General features: G+C 65.6%; 13 protein-coding genes. 7 read left to right on the forward strand and 6 right to left on the reverse strand.

What is annotated here, in order from left to right:
• Positions 1–108: 108 nt before the first annotated feature.
• The 4 genes from C1877_RS08240 to C1877_RS08255 form a co-directional block, all read right to left on the reverse strand.
• The gene (locus C1877_RS08240; protein ID WP_041240614.1) at positions 109–717 is read right to left on the reverse strand and encodes a DAK2 domain-containing protein; all 609 of its coding nucleotides are present in this window, start codon (positions 715–717) and stop codon (positions 109–111) included.
• A 45-nt stretch (positions 718–762) separates the two neighbouring features.
• Positions 763–1,593, reverse strand: a complete 831-nt coding sequence (locus C1877_RS08245; RefSeq protein WP_015540303.1) for a class II fructose-bisphosphate aldolase — start codon at positions 1,591–1,593, stop codon at positions 763–765.
• A 162-nt stretch (positions 1,594–1,755) separates the two neighbouring features.
• The gene (locus C1877_RS08250) at positions 1,756–2,640 is read right to left on the reverse strand and encodes an aldose 1-epimerase family protein (protein ID WP_231847660.1); all 885 of its coding nucleotides are present in this window, start codon (positions 2,638–2,640) and stop codon (positions 1,756–1,758) included.
• Positions 2,641–2,718: 78 nt separating this feature from the next.
• On the reverse strand, positions 2,719–4,221 hold the full coding sequence (locus C1877_RS08255) for a hypothetical protein (protein ID WP_114568917.1): 1,503 nt from the start codon (positions 4,219–4,221) through the stop codon (positions 2,719–2,721).
• A 217-nt stretch (positions 4,222–4,438) separates the two neighbouring features.
• Here C1877_RS08255 and C1877_RS08260 point away from each other — a divergent pair, with 217 nt between their 5' ends.
• The 3 genes from C1877_RS08260 (at position 4,439) to C1877_RS08270 (ending at position 13,011) form a co-directional block, all read left to right on the forward strand.
• Positions 4,439–6,130 (forward strand): two-component system response regulator, encoded by a 1,692-nt coding sequence (locus C1877_RS08260; RefSeq protein ID WP_015540300.1) that lies wholly within the window; start codon positions 4,439–4,441, stop codon positions 6,128–6,130.
• Positions 6,127–11,109, forward strand: coding sequence for a diguanylate cyclase domain-containing protein (locus C1877_RS08265; protein ID WP_114568919.1), 4,983 nt, complete (start codon positions 6,127–6,129; stop codon positions 11,107–11,109). Before C1877_RS08260 ends, C1877_RS08265 begins: the two co-directional genes overlap by 4 nt.
• A gap of 225 nt (positions 11,110–11,334) precedes the next feature.
• Positions 11,335–13,011 (forward strand): SulP family inorganic anion transporter, encoded by a 1,677-nt coding sequence (locus C1877_RS08270; protein ID WP_114568920.1) that lies wholly within the window; start codon positions 11,335–11,337, stop codon positions 13,009–13,011.
• A 5-nt stretch (positions 13,012–13,016) separates the two neighbouring features.
• Here C1877_RS08270 and C1877_RS08275 read toward each other — a convergent pair whose 3' ends face one another.
• Positions 13,017–13,853 (reverse strand): hypothetical protein, encoded by an 837-nt coding sequence (locus tag C1877_RS08275; RefSeq protein ID WP_015540298.1) that lies wholly within the window; start codon positions 13,851–13,853, stop codon positions 13,017–13,019.
• Positions 13,854–14,305: 452 nt separating this feature from the next.
• Between C1877_RS08275 and C1877_RS08280 the strand changes: the two genes are divergently transcribed.
• Positions 14,306–16,555 carry a response regulator gene (locus tag C1877_RS08280; RefSeq protein WP_041239703.1) on the forward strand — a complete coding sequence of 750 codons (2,250 nt, stop codon included), beginning with the start codon at positions 14,306–14,308 and terminating at the stop codon, positions 16,553–16,555.
• Between the two features lie 63 nt (positions 16,556–16,618).
• On the opposite strand, the gene C1877_RS08285 is transcribed toward C1877_RS08280, so the two are convergent.
• The gene (locus C1877_RS08285; RefSeq protein ID WP_114568921.1) at positions 16,619–18,574 is read right to left on the reverse strand and encodes a fructose-1,6-bisphosphatase; all 1,956 of its coding nucleotides are present in this window, start codon (positions 18,572–18,574) and stop codon (positions 16,619–16,621) included.
• A 307-nt stretch (positions 18,575–18,881) separates the two neighbouring features.
• Between C1877_RS08285 and C1877_RS08290 the strand changes: the two genes are divergently transcribed.
• Genes C1877_RS08290 through C1877_RS08300 form a run of 3 tightly spaced genes read left to right on the forward strand, consistent with a single transcriptional unit; the run spans position 18,882 to position 23,466 of the window.
• Positions 18,882–19,250, forward strand: a complete 369-nt coding sequence (locus C1877_RS08290; protein WP_015540295.1) for an Hpt domain-containing protein — start codon at positions 18,882–18,884, stop codon at positions 19,248–19,250.
• Positions 19,247–21,340 carry a bifunctional diguanylate cyclase/phosphohydrolase gene (locus C1877_RS08295; RefSeq protein WP_015540294.1) on the forward strand — a complete coding sequence of 698 codons (2,094 nt, stop codon included), beginning with the start codon at positions 19,247–19,249 and terminating at the stop codon, positions 21,338–21,340. The genes C1877_RS08290 and C1877_RS08295 overlap by 4 nt, the downstream gene beginning before the upstream one ends.
• Positions 21,337–23,466: an ATP-binding response regulator gene (locus tag C1877_RS08300; protein WP_041239702.1), complete on the forward strand. Its 2,130-nt coding sequence runs from the start codon at positions 21,337–21,339 to the stop codon at positions 23,464–23,466. The genes C1877_RS08295 and C1877_RS08300 overlap by 4 nt, the downstream gene beginning before the upstream one ends.
• Positions 23,467–23,475: the final 9 nt, after the last annotated feature.

Below are 23,475 nucleotides of genomic sequence, written 5' to 3' on the forward strand. Positions count from 1 at the left end.
CTCCTCCTCACTCGTGACGGCGCGAAACTGACGCGCGCCTTGCTCAACCAGCCGGCAAGCGTCCCGCGCCAGCCGACCCGATTCCGTGCCCCGTGCCCTCCGGCAACGCTACGCCTGCGCAAGCCCCTTGAAGAAGCAGGCCATGCTGACCGCCCCGGCGTCCGGCGTGCCGATGGTCTTCTCGCCGTAGCTTTTCGCGCGGCCGAACTTCGATGGGAAGTCCTTGGAGCGCTCCGCTCCCGTGAGAGCCGCCTGCGCTGCGGCCTCGAACAAGGCAGCCTCGTTGCCTTCGCATGCCTGGATCGCCTCGATCGCGGGAACGAATGCGTCCATCAGGGTCTTGTCGCCCACCTGGGCGCCCGAGATGTCCGAAAGCTCCGCCAAGGCGTTCGCGAACATGGCCTTGAGATCCTCGGAATCGGCCTCGTTGCCTTCGGGGGCGGCTTCCTGCAAGCCGTCGAGCCACGTGTTCCACAGAGGAACCGCGCTCCCGCCGTTCAGGGTCATCACGGCCATGGCGACGTCGTCCAGCATGGCTTGGATGCCGCCTTCGGATTCGCGCACAGACTCCTCGATGGCCGTGGCGATCTTGCACATGGTAAGGCCGTGGTCGGCGTCGCCGAAGCGCGAATCTATCTCGGTCAGCTCGCCCTCCGCCGCCTTGACCTCCGCGCAAGCGCTCAGCAAACGCGATGCCAGCTCGTCTTTCGTGATCATGAAACGCATCCCCTTCCCTTGTGAAAAGCCGCCGCTCCCCCTGCCCTACCGCACGCAGCCCAGCACGCGGTAGTAATGCCGCAAGACCTCGCGCATCGCTTCGTCGCCCGCGCCCAGAAGCTTCAGCCAATGATCCGGCCGCTGTTCGTACACGGCGGCAAGCGCCGCCACGATGAAATCGGTGTACAGGTTCACCTTCGCAACGCCGCCTCGTGCGCATCGGGCGAGGTTCTCATCGCCCGACCCGGAGCCGCCGTGCAGCACGAGCGGCACGGCGAGAGCCGCCTTCAGCTCTGCCAAACGCTCGAAGTTGATGCACGGCTCGCCCTTGTAGGTGCCGTGCACCGTGCCGATCGAGACGGCCAGGGAGTCTACGCCCGTGGCTTCCACCAGCTGCTTCGCCGAATCGACTTCGGTATACTCGATACCCGAAAGCGCATGGGGGCCCTCGGCGTCCTCGGCGCCCACGTGTCCGATCTCGGCCTCCACGTACACGCCGTGCGCGTGCGCCAGCTCAACGACCTCCTTGGTACGGCGGATGTTCTCGGACAGCTCTTCGTTCGAGGCGTCGATCATCACGGACGTGAAGCCAAGGCGGATCGCCTCCTCGATGACGTCCATGCGCTTGCCGTGGTCGAGGTGCAACGCCACCGGAACCGAGGCCTTTCGCGCGTAGAACGTTCCCAGCGCCGCCGCTTCGTCGAGGGCCATCTGGTCGAGATGGACCTCCGCGAAGCTTAAGATGATGGGCGCGCCCATCTCCTCTGCCACGCGCACGAAGGCGCGGGCGGAATTGGAGTCGACGAAGTCGGGCGAAGGGATGGCGTAGCCGCCCGCTCGCGCCTTGTTCAGCAGGTCTTCCGAAGTAACGAGCATGGCGCCTCCTTTTCCCGAGCGTTCAGCGCGAGAAGGCGCATCGAACGCAATCGAATCGATCACTGCAAAGTATAGCGCGTCCACGCCTGGCGATGGCGTTCGCGATGCGAACCGGGCGACCAATGTGCGGGCGCCCCACCCCGCAACCTGCTTGCCGCGCCTCTAGCGAAACGTCATCCGGTACGCGAGCGTCGCGCGCTCCCCCGGCGCGAGCACGCGCACGCCGGGCTTCTCGGCCAGCTCGCGCGGGGAGAAGTGCGCGTCGGGCAAGGCCGACCACGGCTCCAAGCAGAGGTAGCGGGCGTCGTCCTGGCCTGCCTTCGTCCAAATGCCCAGGTAGGGGAAGTCCGGGAACTCCACCTCCACCTCGTACGGGTTCGCGGTGCTGGCCAACGTCACCCGGCTCCCCGGCACGTTCTCCAGCACGATCGTGTCGATGCCCAGCTGCTCGGGGGTCTTCGTCAGGCGGCCGGCCTCGAGCGGCACCTCGATCTTCGGCAGCGCGAGGATGCCCTCCCCGTCCATGCCGAACATCTCCAAAGCGTCCGCCCCCTCGAAGCGCGCGAAGTAGTCGGCCATATGCTCCCCCGGCAGCAGGCGCGTCGCGTACGCCTCGTGGCCGCCCAGCTCGAACGGCATCGGCGCCTCGCCCGTGTTCTCCACGGTATGCGTCTTCACGATGGTCGCGCCCTCGAGCGAGAAGTCCACGCGCAGGCGGAAGTCGAAGGGGTACACCGCCCGCGTCCCCGCGTCAGAGGCTGTCTCGAAGCGCGCATGCGTGCCCGACACCCGCTCGGCCGCGAACTCCCGGTCGCGGCAGAACCCGTGCATCGGGGCTTCCACGCGCTCGCCCTCGTGCGCGTACCACCCGTCGCGCAAGCGCCCGATCAGCGGGAACAGCAGCGGTGCGTGCCGCCCCCACACGGCCGGGTCAGCGCACCACATACGCTCGACCCTGTCGCGCACGACGCTCTGCAGCTCCACGCCCTTGCTTGATACGCGCACCGAGAGCGCGTCGTTCTCCAAAGCCATCACAGTCGCTTCCACCGCAGGCCGTCCTTCCCTCAACGTTCGCTCGGGAGATTATAGCCGCGCACGCGCGCTTCCGCCTGCGAGGGCCCCGCCTCACTGCTCGAGCGCGCAGATCAGCTCGCGGATGCGCGACTTGGCCTTCATGCGGTGCATGCCTCCGTAGCCGGCCCGCTCCGCAACGCGCAGCAGGTGCTCGCGGTACATCGCGACCACTTCGGGCTGCGCTATCTCGAGCACGGTGAACGGTTCGGCGGCATGCACGAGAAGCGCCCGGCGGCCTTCCTTCACCACGAGCGAGCCCTCGTACTCCAAAGGCCCGTCCAAGGGGACGAAATGGTAGTCGTCGTGGGCGTCCAGGATGCGCAGGATGTTCTTCAGGTGCGAGACGTACGTCTGCGGGGTATAGCACAGCGGCTCCGAGGTGCCCAGCGAAGAGACGAGGGACACGGTGCCGGCGCGCACCTCCTCGACGCTCGCAAGGCGGACGAGGTCGATGAGGTCGTAGCAGTCCCGCCCCTGCTCGAGCCGCACCACCTCCTCCCGGTACGCCGCGCCCAGCCGCTTGAGCTCGGGGTCCTCCGTGCGCGCGACGGCATCGTCGATCAGCTCGACGGGAGCGGTCGCGGCGGAGAGCGAGGGGAGCTTCTGGATGCGCAGGCCCGGGGACGAGACGAAGTACGTGAAGCACTGGAGCAGCTTGTCCGGCTCGACGTAGGCGTTCAGCATGGGACGGCACAGCGACAGGTAGTCGCGGAACTCCGCCTCGAAGGTGCGCAGCAAGCCAGGGTCGGTGGTCAGCATGGTGGCATAGCTGGAACGCTGCCCCGCCAGCGAATGGGAGGTGATCCCTATCCGGCCGGGCGCCACGGCGAGGGTGTGCCGGTGGAGCCGGTCGCGGATATGGGGGTAGTAGTACGCCTTAACCCGCCCGGTCAGGTAGAGCGGGACCCAGCGCATCAGGCACTCGAGCAGCTGGTCGCCGGAATAGAGGGAGGGGACGATATGGCAGATGCGCGCCCCGCGTTGCAGGCACGAGAGCATGCCCTGCTGAAGGCTGAGCAAGAAGTCGCCGTCCTCCACGAGCCAATCGTCCGACTCGTCGGCGACGATGCAGACCGTCCCCCGGTCCTCCTGGCTCAGCAGGTGCTGGAACGCCGCCCGCACGGCGGCGCGCTTCCCCTCGTTCCCGTAGTAGACGAGGTTGCCTTTTCGGCCGATCAGGTGCGGGGTCATGGCGGCGTTCGAGGCGAAGCCCTCGATGGTGAGCGCCTCGAAGTCGCGCATGAAGCCCTCTACCCCGTCCTCGTCGCCGCGCAGCCAGTAGAAGAGGAACTCCGCCAGCTGCTCCGGCCTGGCCACGAGCATGCGCTTGACGCCCGCCATCTCGGACAGGGCGCTGCGCTGGTAGTCGCTCGTGCAGCGCGCGGCGAGGAAGCCCGCCATGCGGCGCACCGTCTCCTCCTTACGGGGCGCGCCGCGCCTCCCGTTGCGCAGGCGGCTCACCACGGCCGGGTCGACCCCGAGCGCCTGGGCCAGCTCCCGGTTCGACGTGCGGGCCAGATCCATGACGAAGACGAGCTTCTCGTAGAACTGCATGCGCCTCCCCTTTCGACCGTCGCGCCCCCTGAAGAGGCTCGCTCAAAGACAATCTGTCACCACAATTGACATTCAACCGTCATCATGGGCATGGCAACTGCCCATTCGCCGAATTGTTCTACACTGGAGCCGCTGCGCGAGAGCCAAAACGTCAATTCCGATGATACCAAAGGTTGCTCGTGCAACAGGGAACGATCCAGGGAAACCAAGCGCGAACATGAACGGCGGTAAGGGTATGCAGGCGGACAAGAAGATTCTGGCAGTCGAGGCCGACGAGGACTGCCGAACAAGCCTCCTCCCGGCCCTGTCCTCGCGCTACACGGTCTTGGAGGCGGAGGATGGCGACCAGGCTTTGAAGCTCCTGGAGGACCAAGGCGGCGACTTCGCCCTCGTCCTTGCCAACGCAACGCGCACGTCGCCCGATGGGCAACCTTTCCCCGAGCGCCTCAAGACCGACCCGCGCTTCGCCTCCCTGCCCGTCGTCGCGATCTCGCCCGAAGCTGGCGAGGAAGAGGAGATGGCGGCCCTCTCCCATGGCGCCGACGGCTTCATCCCCAAACCGTGCCGCACCGAGCTGGCGCTCTGCCGCGTGGCGGCCGTCATGCGCCTGTGCGAGTCCGTCGCCCTGGCCAAGCAGGCGCGCTACGACGACATCGCCGACGTCTACAGCAAAAGCTACTTCTACCAGCGGGTTCGCGACATCCTCGTGCGCAACCCCGCCACGAGCTACGACATCCTCTGCTCCGACATCGAGGACTTCAAGCTGATCAACGACACCATCGGCATTGTCGCCGGCGACCGGTTGCTGCGGCAGGTGGGAAAGCTGCACGCCAGCCTGCTGGGAGACCACGGCATCTGCGGACGGCTCAGCGCCGACCGGTTCGCGTGCCTGATCGAGCATCGCGAGGACTACTCGGACGAGATGTTCACCCAGAGCACCGCGCGCATCAAAAGCGGCTTTGGCAACCGCAACGTGGTGCTGAAGTACGGCATCTACCGGGTCGAGGACCGCGAGGTGCCGGTGGAGCAGATGTGCGACCGTGCGCTTTTGGCCGTGCAGAGCATCAAGGGTCAGTACGGGAAGCACTTCGCCTTCTACGACGACAAGCTCCGGGACACGCTGCTGCATCGCCAGGCCATCACGGACGGCATGGAGCGCGCCCTGGCCTCCGGACAGTTCGAGGTCTACCTGCAGCCCAAGTTCCGCATCGCCGACGGCAGCCTCTCCGGGGCCGAGGCGCTCGTCCGCTGGAACCATCCGGAATGGGGGCTCCAGCCGCCGTCGGAGTTCATCCCCCTTTTCGAGCGCAACGGCTTCATCACGAGGCTCGACCAGTACGTGTGGGAACAGGCCTGCTCGCTGATGCGGCGGTGGGACCTCATGGGCTTTCCCCACATCGACGTGTCGGTCAACGTCTCGCGCACCGACATCCGCGACATGGACATGGCGCGCGTCCTGGGCGGCTTGGTCGAGCGCTACGGCCTCGACCCTTCCCGGCTCCACCTCGAGATCACGGAGAGCGCCTGCAAGGACTCCGCGGACCAGCTCGTCGAAACCCTGCACCGCCTCCGGAAAATGGGCTTCGTCATAGAGATGGACGACTTCGGCAGCGGCTACTCTTCGCTGAACATGCTCACCGAAATGCCGCTCGACGTGCTGAAGCTCGACATGAAATTCATCCAGACCGAGGTCGCGAACCCCTCGGGCGACAGCATCCTGGGCTTCATCGTGAGCCTGGCGCGCTGGATGGAGCTCAGCGTGGTGGCGGAGGGAGTGGAGACCCGGGAGCAGCTGGAGCGCCTGCAGGCCGACGGGTGCGATTACGCCCAAGGGTACTTCCTGGCCAGGCCCATGCCCGTGAAGGCGCTCGAGGAGCTGCTGGCCTCCCCGCCGGGGTGCGAGCGATGAGCGGCCGGTACAAGAACCTCGAGGAGATATACGCCTCCCCCACGCGCAGAATCCTGCGCGGGACCGACTGCGAGACCGGCCGGAACGTGGTGCTGAAGACCGGCGGGCAGGACTGCATGGCCCCCGAGGCAACCGAGCGGCTGAGGCGGGAGTTCCGCCTGATGCAGCTGGTGGACAGCCCGCACGTGGTGAAGGCCGTCGGCGAGATCGTGCTGGACGGCCGGTACTGCCTGGTAGAGGAGCACTGCCCGGGAACCACGCTGAGCCGGCTCCTGAAGCAGGGGCCGCTCGGCATGCGCGAGTTCTTCCTCATAGCCCAGCAGGTGGTGGCGGGCCTGTGCGACCTGCACGAGGCAGGCGTCGTCCACAAGGACGTGAATCCCTCGAACATCGTCTACGATGCCGAGTCGGGCCGCACCGTGCTCCTCGACCTGGGCATCTCCACGGAATTCGCGCACGAGCAGGCAGAAGGCACCAGGCTCGACGGCATCGAGGGCACGCTGCGCTACCTCTCCCCCGAGCAGACGGGGCGCGTGAACGCCGTGCTCGACCATCGCGCGGACTTCTACTCGCTGGGCGTCACGCTGTTCGAGATGCTGGCGGGGCGCTGCCCGTTCGAGTCGGAGGTTCCCGCCGAGATGGTGTTCGCGCACATCGCCAAGGCGCCTCCCAGCCTCCTTTCCCTCCTGCCGAACCTGCCCGCGCCGCTGGCCGCCATCATCGACAAGCTGCTGTCCAAGATGGCGAAGGACCGCTACGCGAGCTGCGAGGGGCTGCTGCACGACCTGGAGCGGTGCGCGGCAGGGGAACCGTTCGCCCTTGGCGAGCGGGACTTCGGCAGGCGCTTCGAGTTCGCCCACGAGCTGTACGGACGCGAGGGCGAGGTGGCGCAGCTTGCGCACGACTACGACGAGGCGGCGGCCGGGGGCAAGGTGATCGCCGCGGTGAGCGGCTACTCGGGCATCGGGAAGACCTCGCTTGTGGGCAAGGTGCAGGCGGAGGCGTTGAGCGCGGACGGCCTGTTCATCGGCGGCAAGTTCGACCAGTACCACGCCAACGTGCCTTACTTCGCGTTCTTCGAGGCCATCCGGCAGTTCTGCAACCAGATCCTGATCAGGCCCGACGACGAGGTGGAGAAGTGGAGGGCCGACCTGTCCGAGGCGCTCGGCGACGACGCGGCGCTTTTGAGCGCCAAGGTGGCCGAGCTGGCGTCCCTGACGGGCGCGCACGCGCTTCCCGAGGGGATGGGGGCCCTCGAGGAGCGCACGCGCTTCAAGGAGGCGCTCGCGGGACTCCTGTCGCGCCTGGCCGCACCCGAGCACCCGCTCGTGCTGTTCCTCGACGACGTCCACCTGGCCGACATGGGCTCGATGGAGATGCTGGAGGAGATCTTCAAGAACGACGGCATAGGCCACCTGATGGTCGTCGTGTGCTACCGCGACAACGAGGTGAGCGACGAGCACCCGATCATCCACAGCCTGGGCAAGATCGTGCAGCGCGGAGGGCGGGTCACCCGAATCGAGCTGAAGGGGCTCGACGAGGAGAGCCTGGCGCGGATGCTGGCAGACGCCCTAAGGACGCAACCGGAGCGAGCGCGCGGCTTGGCGGGCATCGTCAGCAAGAAGACGAAGGGCAACCCCTTCTACGCCAAGCAGTTCCTCCGCCTCTGCCATGAGAGGGGGTACCTCGATCTCGACCGGGAGGCGGGCGCATGGCGCTGGGACGAGGGAGCCATCGGCGACTGCCCGGCTTCCGAGAACGTGGTCGACTTCCTGGCGGAGAACCTGGACCGGTTCCCCGAGCAGACGCGGTCGCTGCTCTCGTTCGGAGCCTGCATCGGGGCAGGGTTCTCGGTGGACGACCTGTCCGCCGTCTGCGGCCTGTCCGACGACGAGATAGAGCGGAGGCTGGTGGCGGCGTCGGCCCAAGAAGCCGTCATCCCCACCGGGAAGGACCCGGAAACCGGCGCGCCGTCGCGCTACCGGTTCGCCCACGACCGCTTCCAACAGGTGTTCTACACCGCCCTGCCCGCGGAGGATCGCGCGCGGGTCCACTACCTGCTGGGCAAACGCCACGAGGAGCAGGCGGCGAGCGAAAACGATCCGGAGGAGCGCCTGTTCGACATCGCGGACCACTACGCGAAGGGCCTCGGCGAGGCGGCCGACGGGCGGGAGAGGCGCCACGTCCAGGAGACCCTGCTGAAGGCGGCGCATCGCTGCGGGCTCGTCTCGGCCTTCGACACGGCGGAGCGCTACCTGGAACTGCCCCTCGCGCAGCCCGACCTGCACGAGGAGGACGGGAGGGAGCTCCTCGTGCAGGTGCTCGTCGAGCACCACGCCGTGCTGTGCAACCTGGTGAAGCCCGACGAATGCGACCGGGCCTACCTGACGCTCGAAGCCATGCTGGACGACCCGGTCGAGCTCGTGGACAGCTGCTGTTTGCAGATAACGAGCCTCTCCAACGGCAGCCGGTACGAGGAGGCCTTCGAGCTGGGCCTCGCGCTGCTGGAGCGGCTGGGGGTCCCCTTTCCGCGCGAGAACTTCACGCAGGTGCTGGAGCAGGAGATCGACCTGCTCTACCGCGAGCTCGAATCGCTCGCGCGCGGCGGCAACCCGGACCTCCACGAAGCCGGTGACCCGGCAGAGGCCGCCATCGCGAAGCTGCTGTGCCGCCTGTGCGGCCCCACGATCTTCTTCGACGCCAGCCTCTCCTACTGGACGGTGATCGCAGCCGTGCGGCGCCTGATCCGGAACGGCCACACCCCGCACGGCCTGCAAATGTGCACCAACCTCATGATGCCCTTCGGCGCGCTGCGCGGAGACTACCGCACCGCCTACGAGGCGTTCCGCTCGGCGATGCGCGTGGCCGAGCGGAACCGCTGCCGGGAGGTCGTCTACGGCATCTACTGCATGTTCCCGCTCCACACCTGCCATTGGGTCGAGGACGTGGCCAACGGCATCTCCTATGCGCGGGAATCCATCGTCGGCAACGCCCAGATGGGCGACTTCGAGTACGCCTGCTACGGATACTACGGCCTGCTCATGGCCGTCATGGAAACCTCGTCGCACGCAGACGAGCTCTGGTGCGAGGTGGAAGCGGCCGTCAAGTACGCGAACAAGACCGGCAACCGCCATGCGATGGGCACGTTCCTCGGCTTCCAGCAGCTGTGCCGGAGCCTGCGCGGCGAGCTCTCGCTCACCGGCAGCTTCGACGGGGACGGCTTCTCCGAGCGCGAGCATGTGGCCGCCTGCTCGACCAACCGGCAGGCCCTGTGCTACCACCACGTGCTGCGCGCCTTCACGGCCGTCGTCTACCGGGACTACCGCTCGGCCTACCGGCTGTGCCGCGACGCGGTTCCGCTCCTGTCCCACGTGTCGAGCTTCTACCCCGTGGCGCTCCACAACTTCCTGTACTCGCTGTCGCTGTGCAAGGTGCTGGAGGGCAGCGAGGACGCGGGCCTGCCGGAGACGCGGGAAGGGCTCCTGCGCACCCTCGCCGACAACCAGGCATGGCTCGAGGCGCGCAGCGCCGACGCGTTCTGCAATTTCGGACACCTTCACCTGCTGATCGAGGCCGAGCGCGCCGCCTTGGCGGGACGCGTGCCCGAGGCGCTGCGCCTGTACGACCGCGCGCTCGGGGCCGCGGAGGGGAACCGGCGGGTTCTGCACCACGCCATCGCCTGCGACATGGCGGCCCAGCGCTACGAGCAGCTGGGCGTGCCGTCGGCCGAGGGCCATTACCTGCGGGAAGCCTACCGCCTCTTCGGATCGTGGGGAGCCGAGGGCAAGTGCGCGCAGATGCGGCATGACCATCCGGAGCTCGCAAGCGGCGAGGGGGTTGAGACGCGCCTCGTGCTGACCGAGGAGTCCGTGCGCACCACCGCATCGCTCGACCTGCGCTCCGTGCTGCGGGCCTCCCAGGCCATCTCGGAGGAGCTGGAGCTGGAGGGCATCCTGGAGAAGCTCATGTACAGCCTCCTGGAGTGCGCGGGGGCGCAGAACATCTACTTCCTGGCGAAAACGGACTCCGGCTACGAGATACAGGCGGAGAGCCATTCCGGCGCGGCCGACTCCTGCGTCATTTCCAGGCGGCCCGCGACGGACGCGGACGTGCCGCTCGGCATCGTCTCGTTCGTCGAGCGCACCGCCGAGACCATCATCCTCGACGACGGGGAGCGCTCGCGGCTGTACGGCAAGGAGGCCCACATCCGCGAGAGCCGCTGCAAGTCGGTGCTGTGCATGCCCGTCCAGAGCAAAGGCGAGCTCAAGGGCATCCTGTACCTGGAGAACAACCTGGCTGCCGGCGTCTTCGACCGGCGCCGCGAGGAGCATCTCGCGCCCATCGCGGCGCAGCTGGCAATCTCGCTGGAGAACGCGTACCTCTACGAGCACCTGCGGTTCCTGGTGGACGAGCGCACCAAGGCGCTCCGCGAGGAGATCAAGGTGCGCCGGGAGGCCGAGGAGAAGCTTGCCTACCTGGCGAACTACGACGCGCTGACCGGACTCCCCAACCGCCGGCTGTTCCAGCAGATATTCTCGCGCTCACTGCGGGAGGCCGAAGCGGGCAAGAGGATGCTCGCGGTGCTCTACCTGGATCTGGACGGGTTCAAGGAAGTGAACGACACCTACGGGCACGAGAAGGGCGACGCGGTGCTCGAGGAGTCGGCGAGGCGGCTGCGGCGATCCGTGCGCAACATCGACACCGTGTCCCGCATGGGCGGCGACGAGTTCGTCCTGCTGTTGCCCGACATCGAGGACGACGAGGCGGTGGAGCAAGCCTGCGAGCGTATCCTTGGCGAGATAAGGAGGCCCTTCCCCCTGGACGAGAACGTCACCGTCCACCTGACCGCGAGCATCGGCGTGAGCCTGTTCCCCCGCGACAGCCAGGACGAAGACAGCCTGCTCACCGGCGCCGACCAGGCCATGTACCGCATCAAGAGGGGCAGCAAGGACCACTACTCCTACACGAGGGCCCCCTGAGAAGGACTGCGACGCGCCAGGCTGCTGTAGGCGCCCCTCTTGGCGAAGTCTATATTTCTGCTCATTTTGTAACCTACCTGTTATCCAGCGGTATAATGGGTGCGAAACGACCGTACACACCGCATCCAACCGTATAGAATTCGCTCGCGCTCCGTCCGGGCCTCCAACCTGGACGGAGCGCTTTTTCGCGCGCGCTGGGCGGACCTATGACCAGAAGAGCAGGACATGCAACGCGACAAGATCAAACCGATACTTTTCAGCATCATCAAGCACTCCAGCAAAGAAGAGCTCAAGCGGCAGCTGCCCAAGGACCTCGTGTCGGGCGTCATGGTGGCCGTGGTGGCGCTGCCCCTGTCCATCGCGCTCGCCATCGCGTCGGGCGTGAGCCCCGAGCAGGGGCTCTACACGGCCATCGTCGCCGGGTTCCTCATCGCCTTCCTCGGCGGCAGCCGCGTGCAGATCTCGGGGCCCACGGCGGCGTTCGCCACCATCGTGGCGGGCATCGTGGCAACCGACGGCGTAGACGGCCTGGTCGCGGCCACTATCATCGCCGGCGTGCTGCTCATGCTGATGGGCTTCTTCAAGCTGGGGTCCCTCATCCGCTTCGTCCCCTACACCATCACCACGGGCTTCACGGCGGGCATCGCCGTGACCCTCGTCATCGGCCAGGTGAAGGATTTCGCCGGCCTGGCATTCCCCGCCGGCACCCCCACCGTCGAGACCATGGGCAAGCTGCAGGCCGTCGCCCAGAACATCGGCACGGCGAACTGGCAGGCCCTCGCCGTGGGCGCGGTGTGCCTGGCCATCCTCTTCGTGTGGCCCAAGGTGAGCGCGCGCATCCCCGGGTCACTGGTGGCGCTCGTCGCGGGCGTCGCCATGGTGAGCGGCCTTGGCATGCAGGCAAGCACCATCGGCGACCTGTACACCATCAGCAGCAGCCTGCCCGCGCTCCACGTTCCCCAGCTAAGCGTTGAGCTGCTAAGCGACCAGCTGCCGAACGGCATCACCATCGCCATCCTGGCGGCCATCGAGTCGCTTCTGTCCTGCGTCGTGGCCGACAGCATGATCAGCTCGCACCACCGCAGCAACATGGAGCTGGTGGCGCAGGGCGTGGGCAACATCGGCTCGGCGCTGTTCGGCGGCATCCCCGCCACCGGCGCCATCGCCCGCACCGCGGCGAACGTCAAGAACGGCGGCCGCACCCCCGTGGCCGGCATGACCCACGCGCTCGTGCTGCTCGCCGTCCTGGTGTTCTTCATGCCCTACGCCGCGCTCATCCCCATGCCCACCATCGCGGCCATCCTGCTGCACGTGGCCTACAACATGTCGGGCTGGCGCAACTTCGTGCACCTGTGCAGGACGGCCTCGCGCGGCGCGGTGGCCACGCTGCTGCTCACCTTCGCGCTCACCGTCGTGTTCGACCTGGTGGTGGCCATAGGCGTGGGCATGCTGATCACGGTCGTCCTGTTCATGAAGACCGTGAGCGAGGAGACCGAGGTGCGCGGCTGGAAGTACTACTGCGACGAGGACTCGGAGGTCACGCACCTGCGCGAGCTGCCCGCGAGCGTGCGCGTGTACGAGATCAACGGCCCCATGTTCTTCGGCATGTCGGACCGCATCTCCGACATCTCGGTCAAGGAGTTCACGAAGTACCTGATCATCCGCATGCGCGGCGTGCCCTCGCTCGACTCGACGGGCATGAACGCGCTCGAGAACCTCTACGAGTACTGCCGCGAGAACGGCGTCAGCCTCATCTTCTCGCACGCGAACGAGCAACCGATGAAGACCATGCGCCGCGCAGGCTTCGTGGACCTCGTGGGCGAGGACCACTTCCGCGCCAACATCGACGATGCCATAGCCTACGCGCGCGAGCTTCTGGGCGAGGAGAGGAAGGCGGCGTAGGCGGCTCAAAGCCAGGGGACGACAAGGGTGCGCACGACGCTGTCGACGCGCATCATGTCCATATCGTTCCCGCTCGCATAGAGGTAGATGATGTTGCGCCATTCCACGATGCCCGCCGCCTCGTAGGCACTGCGCTTGCGCTTGTGGCTCTCGACGTAGGCCGGGTCGTCCATCATACCGCAGAATTCCAGGTAGAACTCCTTGCCGCCCGCGCCCTCGAACGTGAAGTCGGGATGGAAGGTCATGTGGCCCACCTGGAGCTCCTGCTCGTAGCGGAAGGGGATCCCGTAGCTGTAGAGCGTCTCGGCGATGAGGACCCCGGCTTTCGAACGCATGCGCTCGCCCCGCGACGTGCGCAGGGTGCGGCCCTCGGACAGGTAGCCGCTCGGCTCGAGCTCCTGGATGCCCCATTGCGCATGGGAGGCGATGCGCTGCTCGTCGGTCGCGTCGAGGGAGAGGGCCACCATGTCCACAAGGGGATGGTAGAACGCGTCGAGGGGCAGGTCCCGGTAAGCCGAGGACAGGCTTCCCACCACTTCCTCGGGGTCGAAGCGCCTGTAGCGGCGCACGGCGCGCTCGAGCGTGCGCACGTCGTGGTCGATGACGGCCAAGGCCTTGCGCAGGTACTCCTTGCGCGCGTAGGTCGCCACGAGCTCCGGCCGCCGCGTGATGCCGCGCCGCACGGCGCGCTCGCCGTCGCGCACCTCAACGTAGTAGCGCTCGCCGTCGGCCGCCTTCACATGGACGAGCTTGCCGTCGGGCATCTCCTCGAGCTCGAACCCGTAGCGCGCACGCGCCTCCTGGAGCTGGGCGAGGGCGCTTTCAAGCTGCTGGAAGATCATACCGCGCCCCTTTCTCGGAATACGGTAATAAAATCGAGAGAAATTTCCGATATTTTACCGTATCGGGCGAGAAACGCGCCGAAATCCTTCCCGAAGGCGCAATTCCGACCCGAAACCGGTCATCAGGCGGTCAAATCGCGGATTTCGAGCGAGAAACCGCAAAGATCGGTAAAATATCGAGAAAAATTCCTGAATTCATTACCGTATTCTGCCCACCCCGATGCCAAGAACCTGTGCTCTATGGGAGCGCCCTCGCAGCGCCGAGGGTCAATCGCCCTCGCAGCCCCCGTTTCGCCTGCGGCGGAGCGCGAAATCCCCCACAAGGCCCCTGTCGAAACAGTGCGCGTGCTACCATGTGTCTATCACCTTGCCAATCATGATAACGTGATCGACCTTCAAGCACGGAGAGCCGCACCTCCGCGCCTGAACGCGCGCGTAGAGGGGACGACGTTATGAAGCAGAGCACGAGCGCATCAACCTGGCTGTCCAGATTTACCGCCATCATCCTGACCTCATTGATGACGTTGCTCTTCGCAATAACCATCAACAACATGATGACCATAGGCTCCCAGGTAGACCGCACCAAGAACGGCCCCTACCCCGTGTCCGTGGCGGCAGGGCGCGTGGAGACGCTGCTCGTGCAGTGCCGAACCCTTGCCGACCGGCCGCTGTTCGCACGTGCAGAAAGCGCTATCGACGACATCGAGCGCTCCTATGCCGCAGCCGACGCCGACTTGCACGAGAAGATATCTTTCATAGCCGCCGCGCACGACGCCGACCTCGACGCCGCCCGCAAGCTGGAGCAAGGCTACGAGTCCCTCGACACCATGCAAAAGGAGTACGTTGCCCTGTGCCGCAACGCCAGCGCAACCGACGAGCAGATTGCAGCCTTCGTGAACAACACCATCGATCCGGCCGTGAACGACCTCCTGCGTATAAACTCGGGCATCTTGGACGAGTCGACCGAGGCGGTGGGGCAGCTCTACAACGTGGTAACGGACAGGGGGCGGCAAACAGTAGGCTGGGCGGTGGTGCTCATGGCAGGGGTGGCCGTGTCGCTGGCAGTGTACCTTGCGCTCATGTACCGCAACCGCAAACGGGAGGACCGCCTCAAGGCCGACCTGCGGGAAGCGCTCTCCCTCGCGCAAATCGCCAGCGCCGCGAAGTCGCAGTTCCTCTCCAACATGTCCCACGACATCCGCACGCCCATGAACGCCATCGTCGGCCTCACCACCATCGCGAAGGCCCACCTGCACGAGCCCGAGCGCATGGCCGCCTGCCTCGACCGCATCCAGTCGTCATCGCGGCACCTTCTAAGCCTCATCAACGACGTGTTGGACATGGGCAAGATAGAAAGCGGCAAGATCGTCCTCAACGAGGACCGCTTCAGCTTCCCCGACTTCGTCAACGGGGTCATCGCCATCGCCCAGCCCCAGGCCAAGGCGAAGAACCTGTCGCTCGACATCACCTTGGGCACCATTCAGCAGGAAAACGTGGTGGGCGATGCCATGAGGCTGAACCAAGCGCTCATCAACCTGGTGAGCAACGCCGTCAAGTACACGCCCGACGGCGGGTCGATCCGCCTCTCGTTGAGCGAGAGGCCGTCGCACAGGCCCGGCTGCCACGACTACCGCTTCGTGGTGCAGGACACGGGCCTGGGCATGTCGCCGGAATTCCTGGAGCGCCTGTTCGACCCCTTCGAGCGGGAGGAGAGCGACGCCACGAAGCGGATCGAGGGCACCGGTTTGGGCATGGCCATCACGAAGAACGTCGTGGACATGATGGGAGGCTCCATCGAGGTGGAAAGCACCCCGGGCGAGGGGTCCACCTTCATCATGACGGTGCCCCTCCAGCCCCTCGACGAGGAGGAGGACTTCTCCCTCGAAGGCCTGGAGGAAGCTCGCGTGCTGTTGGTGGACGACGATCCGGACGTGATCGAGGGCACGCTGCTTATCCTGGACGAGCTCGGCCTGTGCGGCGACGCGGCCTCGTCGGGCTTCGATGCCGTGCCGCTGGTCGAACGCGCTCACCATGAGGGGCATGACTACCGCTTCATCATCGTGGACTGGGTCATGCCGGGCATGGACGGCATCGAGACCATCCGCCGCATCCGCTCGGAAGTGGGCGACTCCACGCCCATCGTGCTGCTGACCGCCTACGATTGGCACGAGATAGAAGAGGAGGCGCGTGCTGCCGGCGTATCGGCTTTTGTATCGAAGCCCCTGTTCAAATCGCGCCTTCACCACGTGCTGAAGCTTTTCTCCCACCCGAGCGGCCCCGCCGAGAACCCTTGCCCCCCAACCGAGGTGCACCTTGAGGGACGCGTGCTGGTGGTGGAGGACAACCTGCTGAACCTCGAGATAGCCACGGAGCTCATTCAGGGCCTGGGCGCCGACGTCGACCAGGCGATCAACGGGCAGAAGGCCGTCAACGCCATGGCGAACACCCCGGAGGGATACTACGACCTCGTGTTCATGGACATGCAGATGCCGGTCATGGGCGGCGTCGAGGCAACCCGCGCCATACGCGAGCAAGAGCGCACAGGCGGGCGCAAGCCCGTGCCCATCGTGGCCATGACGGCCAACGCCTTCAACGAGGACCGCGAGCGCGCCCTCGCCGCCGGCATGGACGGCTTCATGACCAAGCCCATCGACCTGGCAAAGCTCAAGCGCATCCTCGAGGAGTACCTGGCGAAGCCGTAAGGGGCAGGCGCAAGGCGTCGTGCCGACCGGCACGCCGACAGCCGACGCCCGCGCTGCCGCCTTCTAGTTGGCGCCCTCGGCAATCTCGCCGGTGCGGTACGCCCTAAGCAAGCGCTCCAACTCCGCGATCTGCCGCTTCAGCTCGGCGCCGGTGTCGGTGTCGGCCACCAGCGTGCGCTTGTCCGGCTGCTCCACCACGCTGCGCGACGAGTGGATGTCCAGCTCCCGCTCCACGGCGGCCTGGGCGGACTCCAAGGGCTCGTGCGCCGCCAGCACGAAGCCGTACGAGTTCGATATCAGCGTGTAGCCGGCGATGCCGGTGGTGGGCTGGTAGGCCTTCGAGAAGCCGCCGTCTATGGTGAGCACGCGCCCGCCGCACTTCACCGGGTCCTCGCCGTCCTTCACCTTCACCGGCACGTGCCCGCACACGATGCGCGACGTCTCGGGGTCCAGCCCGAAGTCCTCGAAGATGCCCGCCATCACCTGCTCGTCGTTGAGATAGGTGTAGAACGGGTTCTTGACCTCCTTGCGCGCCTCCTTCTCGGCGATGAGGTACAACTCGAACGTGGCCATCTTGCTCTTCGCGAACAGGGGCGAGCCCTCCCCCAGCCACATGTACCACAGAAGGTCGCGGCCGCGCTTGCGCATCGCGGGGTCAGGGTCGTTGAACGCCGCGCGCACGTAGCGCTCCATGACGTCGTAGAGCGCCCGGCCCTTGAGCTTCTCGCCGAACACGTCCGTCTCCATGAGCGAGCCGTCGGCGTTGAGCGGAACGCACGCATGGAAGAGCAGGCTGCCGTTGTACACCTTGTACAGGCTGCCCGCCTCCAGGAAGAAGTGCATGTGGCGCTGCAGCTTCTCGCAGCCGGTGAACGCCTGCTCGAGGCGCTGCATGACCTCCTCTTCCTCGGGTGTGAGGCGGTAGGGGTCGGCCGGGTCCACCGTGGGGAACACCGTGTCGGTGAGCGCGTACTCCACGCCGTCGAGCATCACCGTGCCGCGCTCGTAGTCGATCTTGTCCAGTAGTTTGCGATCCTCAAGGCCGAAGCCGGGGTTCTCGTCGATGAGCTGGGCCTCCACCTTGAACTGGAGGATGGCCATGGCCTTCTGGATCTTGACGTTCATCTCCAGCTCCTGCGGCGGCAGGTCGGGGCTGCCCTTGAGGCCGAAGCCGACGCAGGGGTCGTCGGCGTAGGCGCTCGTCGCGAACGCCGCGAGCGGCAGGATGTTGATGCCGTAGGCGTCCTCCAGGATGGACAGGTTACCGTAGCGCGCGCAGTTGCGCACCACGTGCGCGATGCAGCCGCGCTGGCCGAGCGCGGCGCCCATCCACACGATGTCGTGGTTGCCCCACTGGATGTCGAGCGAATGGTAGCCCGCGAGCGCGTCCATGATGACGTCCGGGTACGGCCCGCGGTCGTAGATGTCGCCGACGATGTGCAAATGATCGATGGCGAGGCGCTGGACGAGCAGGCACAGCGCCTCGATGAGCGCGCCCACGCGGTCCGTGCGGATAACGGCGTCGATGATGGCCGCGTAGTAGGCCCGCTTGTCCACGCCGTCGCGATCCTCCGTCATGAGCTCCTCGATGAGGTAGGCGAAGTCCTCCGGCAGCGCCTTGCGCACGCGCGAGCGCGTGTACTTCTGCGCCGCGCGCTTGCACACGGCCACGAGGCGCGGCAGCGTCTCCTCGTACCAGGCCTGGGCGTCGTCGGTTTCCGCCAGCTCAAGCTCCATCTTCTCGCGCGGGTAGTAGATGAGCGTGGCGAGCGAGCGCTTCTCCGCATCGCTTAGCGTGTCGCCGAACACGTCGTCGATCTTGAGGCGGATGGAGCCCGAGCCGTTGCGCAGGATGTGCGAGAACGCCTCGTACTCGCCGTGGATGTCCGAGGCGAAGAACTCGGTGCCCTTCGGCAGGTTCAATATGGCGCTTAGGTTGATGATCTCCGCCGAGGCCTTGGCAGCCGTGGGAAACGATCGCGAGAGCAGTTCCAGGTAGCGCTTTTCCATCGCGTCCATGCAAATCCTCCTCGAGGAAAAATAACCGCCGTTCAAAGTAACTATCTATCATATCAGCTTGACGCGGAATTGAGCGGTCGCCGAACGACCGGATGCAAAACATCGGCGGACACGTATTTCCGCGCACACCATCGTCGCGCGCGAGGGCACCCTTGCCGTCTTGCCAGCTCACAAGCCGAGCAAAAAAGAGAAATTGATCCGGTTTATCAATGTCATGGATATCTTTATGGGGTAAAGTATCTGTTGCTATTCGGTTGACGATCTGGTACACGGAACAAAAAACGGGGATAACAAAGCGGGGGCGACGATGGAGCATTGCTACGAGGAGATGGGCGCAGATTACGCCGAGGCGATCCGAAGGATAGGCAGCGACGAACGCATTCGGAAGTACCTGGGCATTCTACGACGCGACGACTCCATGGACATCCTGCGCCGAGCCCTCCTTGAAGGGGATGTTGACACCGCCTTCCGCGCAGCCCACACCATCAAGGGCTCCGCACTCAACCTCGGCCTGTCCCCGCTGACTGACAGCTCGTCCAGGCTCACCGAAGCCCTTCGCTCGAAGGCGTCAAGCGAGACCATCGCGCCCCTGCTGGAGGAGACAGAGCGGGCATATGGGAAGACGATAGCCTGCATCGACAAGCTGTCGAGCCGGGTGGAAGGGGGCCAAGCATGAGGAAGCGCAGCCAGATCCTCATCGTGGACGACTCCGAGCTGAACCGCTCCATGCTGGCGGACATCCTCTACAAGGAATACGACGTCTTGGAAGCCGAGAACGGACGCGAAGCCATCGCGATGCTCCAAGAGCACGAGCACGAGATATCCCTCATGCTGCTGGACATCGTCATGCCCGAGATGGACGGCTTCGAAGTGCTGGCCGTCATGGGCAAGAACAAATGGCTCGAGAGCATCCCCGTCATCATCATCTCGGCCGAAAGCGCCTCCACCTACATCGACAGCGCCTACGACCTGGGCGCCACCGAGTACATCAGCCGGCCCTTCGACCCCAAGGCGGTGCAGCGCCGCGTGGGCAACACCGTCTTGCTGTACTCCAAGCAGAAGATGCTCGAGAACATGGTGACCAACCAGATGCTCGACAAGGAAAAGAGCAACCTGATCATGGTGGAGGTGCTCAGCCACATCGTGGAGTTCCGCAACGGGGAGAGCGGAATGCACGTGCTGAACATCCGCTCCATCACGAAGATGCTGCTCGCCCAGCTCTGCCGCATCTCCGACCAGTACAGCGCCATCCAGCCCCGGATCCCCCTCATCGCCAACGCCTCGGCGCTGCACGACATCGGCAAGATATCCATCAGTGAGAGCATTTTGAACAAGCCCGGCAAGCTCACGCCGGAAGAGTGGCTCATCATGAAGACCCACAGCGAGGCCGGCGCGAACATCCTGGAGAGCACCCGCTACTACCCGCACGAGGAGCTGGTCAGCGTAGCGCGCGACATCTGCCGCTGGCACCACGAGCGCTACGACGGCAAGGGCTACCCCGACGGCCTCGTCGGCGATGACATTCCCATCGAGGCGCAGGTGGTGGCGCTCGCCGACGTGTACGATGCCCTGACGCACAAGCGCGTGTACAAGGAGGCCTTGCCGCACGAGGTGTCCATGCGCATGATATTCGACGGCGAGTGCGGCGCGTTCAACCCGCTCCTCCTCCAGTGCCTGGCCGACATAGGCCCCCAGCTGGAAAAGGAGCTCAAGCTGAAGTCGCTGGGCCACGCCTCGAAAGACGAGATGATCGACGCCACCCGCTCCATGATGCAGTCCGGCAACGTGTCCAACCGCACGCTGGCGCTTCTGGAGCAGGAGCGCATCAAGTACCAGTTCTTCGCCGACTTGTCGCGGGAGATCCAGTTCGAGTACACCGCGCACACCGACACCCTCATGCTCTCGGAATGGGGTGCCTCGCAGCTCGGCCTGCCCAGCTTCATCGAGAACCCGAACGGGAACCCGGAGCTGCTGCGGGTCATGGTGCGCCGCGATATGGAGAGCCTGCGCAACCTCATACTCTCGGCATCCCCGAAGGATCCGAAGGTGAGCGGGCATTACCTGCTGAACGTGAACGGCACCCGCCGCTGGCACAAGTTCCTGGCCCGCCCCCTTTGGCTGGGCAACGACGCCGATATCTTCACCGGGTTCATCGGGAAATGCATCGACGTCCACGACGAGCGTTTGAAGATGGATCGGCTCATAGAGCAGGCGAACACCGATGCGCTCACGGGGCTGTACCATCGCAAAGCCGCCCGAAAGGTCGTGCAGGAGGCCTTGGACGAGGCCGAGTCCGGCATGTGCTTCACGCTCATGCTCTTCGACCTCGACTTCTTCAAGCATGCGAACGATCACTACGGGCACCTGTTCGGCGACGAGCTTTTGCAGGAGACGGCCCGGCGCATGCTCGGCGCGGTGCGCGACGTGGACATCACCGCCCGCATCGGCGGCGACGAGTTCCTCATCTTCATCGAATCGCCCCTTGACTCCACCCCGGCCGTCGAGCGCATCTTCAGCTCTTTGCGGTGCACGTGCAAGGGACACCCCATCACCGTCAGCATGGGCGTTGCCCGCGCACCGCAGGACGGCATGCAGTTCGACGAGCTGTTCCACTGCGCGGACCGGGCGCTGTACGCCGCCAAGCAGCGGGGCCGCAACTGCTACTGCCTGTACGACGACTCCATGGCCGGCCAGCTGTCGGTGCTCTCCGAGATACCCAGCGAGGAAGCCGGGGAGCAATCGCCCGACCAGGCGTGCGGCCAGTGAAGACGACGGCGAAGCGAATAGCGCAAACGCAGGCGCCCTTCTGGCTCAAGGTGACGAGCGGGATCCTCCTGGTTGTCCTCCTGATGGGCACCTGGGCTTTCGTGCGCGCCTACTCGGACCTCAACCAGTCCATCCACGAGGAGCGCGTCGAGTCCGTGCAGCAGATCAGCGACCTGGTCTCGAGGAAACTCAGCCTTCTGAAAGAACTCCACGAGGACGAGACCGCCACCGCCGCACAGTTCCTCTCTCACTCCAACGCATCGACGATGTCCGAAGTGAGCGAGCTGCTCAGCCACTTGAGCGGCATCTACCTGATGATGGACGACGGGCGGTGCCTGTCCCTGGAGGGAAAGGCCATCGTCATATCCGGCTCCATGCTCAGCGAGGACCTGAGCACCTGGACCGAGGTGCATTCCGAGTTCTGCACGGTGCAGGGCAAAGGCGATTTCTGGGCGTTCGCCGCGCCCGTCAGCAACGTCGTCATCGACGGGGCGCCGGTGGCGGGGCTCCTGGAGGTGGTGGACTCCCAGGAATACGCCGATGTGGCCATCCTGCCCGTATTCAACGGCCAGGGCGCCTCGTACGTGGTCGACACGAACGGCGTGATCCTGCTGCGCCCCTCGGAATCGCAGGCGAACGAGTACTTCCAAAGCCACAACTTCCTGCACATCCTCGCCAACGACGGCGTGGACCCCGCCCAGGTGGACAAGCTGCAGACGGCGCTTCGCACCTGCACGGAGGAGCAGGTCCTCGTGGATTTGAGGGGCGACACCTGGCTCATGCAGACGTTCCCCGACAACGAGGGCCGCAACATCGTGATGGCCATCCCCGTGTCGGTCACCGCCCAAGAGACCTTCGCGGGCATGCGCAACGTCATCGGGTTGATGGTCGTCATCGCGGCCGCCTTGGGAGCGCTCTCGTTCCTCTGGCTGCACTACCTGGCCAGCAAGAACCAGAGGACGAAACTCGAAAGCGCCCGCGCCAGCCTCAAGAGCGACTTTCTCACCAAGATGTCGCACGACATCCGCACGCCGCTCAACGCCATCGTCGGGTCGAACGAGCTGGCTCTGCGCTCCCTCGACGACCCGCCGGCCGCGGCGATCCATCTGGAGCGGTCGAAGAAGTCGGGCGAGTACCTGATAGAGGTTATCAGCGACATGCTGGACATGAACCGTCTGGACAGCGGCAAGATGGCCCTCTCGCACAACCCGTTCGACCTGAACGAGGTGCTGGATTCCGTCATCGCGCTGCAGAACGGCCCCGCCGAGGCGAAGGGCGTGGAGCTCGCCGAGGAGCTGCGCTCGCTCTCCCATGCGAACTATTGCGGGGATGCAACCAGGATCAGGCAATGCTTGGTGAACCTGGTCTCGAACGCCGTCAAGTTCACGCCCGAAGGCGGCACCGTCACGCTCACCTGCGAGGAGGCCTCCCAAGACGGGTCGATCTCCCTCATAAAGCTCGTCGTGCGCGACACCGGCCCCGGTATGAGCAAGGAGTTCATGGAGCGCTTGTTCGAACCCTTCGAGCAGGAGCAGTCGTCGCTCACCTCCTCCCACGTGGGCAGCGGGCTGGGGCTTGCCATCGTGCACAGCCTGGTGGAGCTCATGGACGGCGAGGTTTCGGTAGACAGCACGCCGGGCAGGGGATCGGCCTTCACGGTCTACCTCCCGCTGGAGAGAATCTACCTGCCCGCCGCGGAGCCCGAGGCCGAACAGGATGAAAGGGACCTGCTCGAACTCTGCCGCGGCAAACGGGTGCTCCTGGCCGAGGACAACGAGATGAACCGCGAGATCATCGTGGACCTCCTGTCCGATCTGGGCGTGCAGATCGACACGGCCTCCAACGGCGCCGAGGCCGTCCGGAAAGTGGAGGCCTCGGAGGCAGGCTGGTACGCGCTGGTGCTGATGGATATACAGATGCCCGTCATGACCGGGCTCGAGGCGGCCGAGGCTATCCGCGCGAGCCAGCACCCTGACGGGGCGACCCTGCCCATCGTGGCGCTTTCGGCGGGCGCCTACCAGGAGGACGTGGAGAACTCGCTTCGCCACGGCATGCAGGACCATCTGACGAAACCCTTGGACCTCGATGACATAAACAAGGTTTTCCGCAGGTACTTCAACCGATAAGAGGGGAGC

Source organism: Gordonibacter pamelaeae (assembly GCF_003340385.1).
GTDB classification, from domain to species: domain Bacteria; phylum Actinomycetota; class Coriobacteriia; order Coriobacteriales; family Eggerthellaceae; genus Gordonibacter; species Gordonibacter pamelaeae.

Coding starts and splice junctions, on each gene's coding strand:
- C1877_RS08295 (WP_015540294.1), top strand. CDS start 19,247: ATGAGGAAGCGCAGCCAGATCCTCATCGTGGACGACTCCGAGCTGAAC.
- C1877_RS08285 (WP_114568921.1), bottom strand. CDS start 18,574: ATGGACGCGATGGAAAAGCGCTACCTGGAACTGCTCTCGCGATCGTTT.
- C1877_RS08270 (WP_114568920.1), top strand. CDS start 11,335: ATGCAACGCGACAAGATCAAACCGATACTTTTCAGCATCATCAAGCAC.
- C1877_RS08280 (WP_041239703.1), top strand. CDS start 14,306: ATGAAGCAGAGCACGAGCGCATCAACCTGGCTGTCCAGATTTACCGCC.
- C1877_RS08255 (WP_114568917.1), bottom strand. CDS start 4,221: ATGCAGTTCTACGAGAAGCTCGTCTTCGTCATGGATCTGGCCCGCACG.
- C1877_RS08275 (WP_015540298.1), bottom strand. CDS start 13,853: ATGATCTTCCAGCAGCTTGAAAGCGCCCTCGCCCAGCTCCAGGAGGCG.
- C1877_RS08245 (WP_015540303.1), bottom strand. CDS start 1,593: ATGCTCGTTACTTCGGAAGACCTGCTGAACAAGGCGCGAGCGGGCGGC.
- C1877_RS08265 (WP_114568919.1), top strand. CDS start 6,127: ATGAGCGGCCGGTACAAGAACCTCGAGGAGATATACGCCTCCCCCACG.
- C1877_RS08260 (WP_015540300.1), top strand. CDS start 4,439: ATGAACGGCGGTAAGGGTATGCAGGCGGACAAGAAGATTCTGGCAGTC.
- C1877_RS08240 (WP_041240614.1), bottom strand. CDS start 717: ATGATCACGAAAGACGAGCTGGCATCGCGTTTGCTGAGCGCTTGCGCG.
- C1877_RS08290 (WP_015540295.1), top strand. CDS start 18,882: ATGGAGCATTGCTACGAGGAGATGGGCGCAGATTACGCCGAGGCGATC.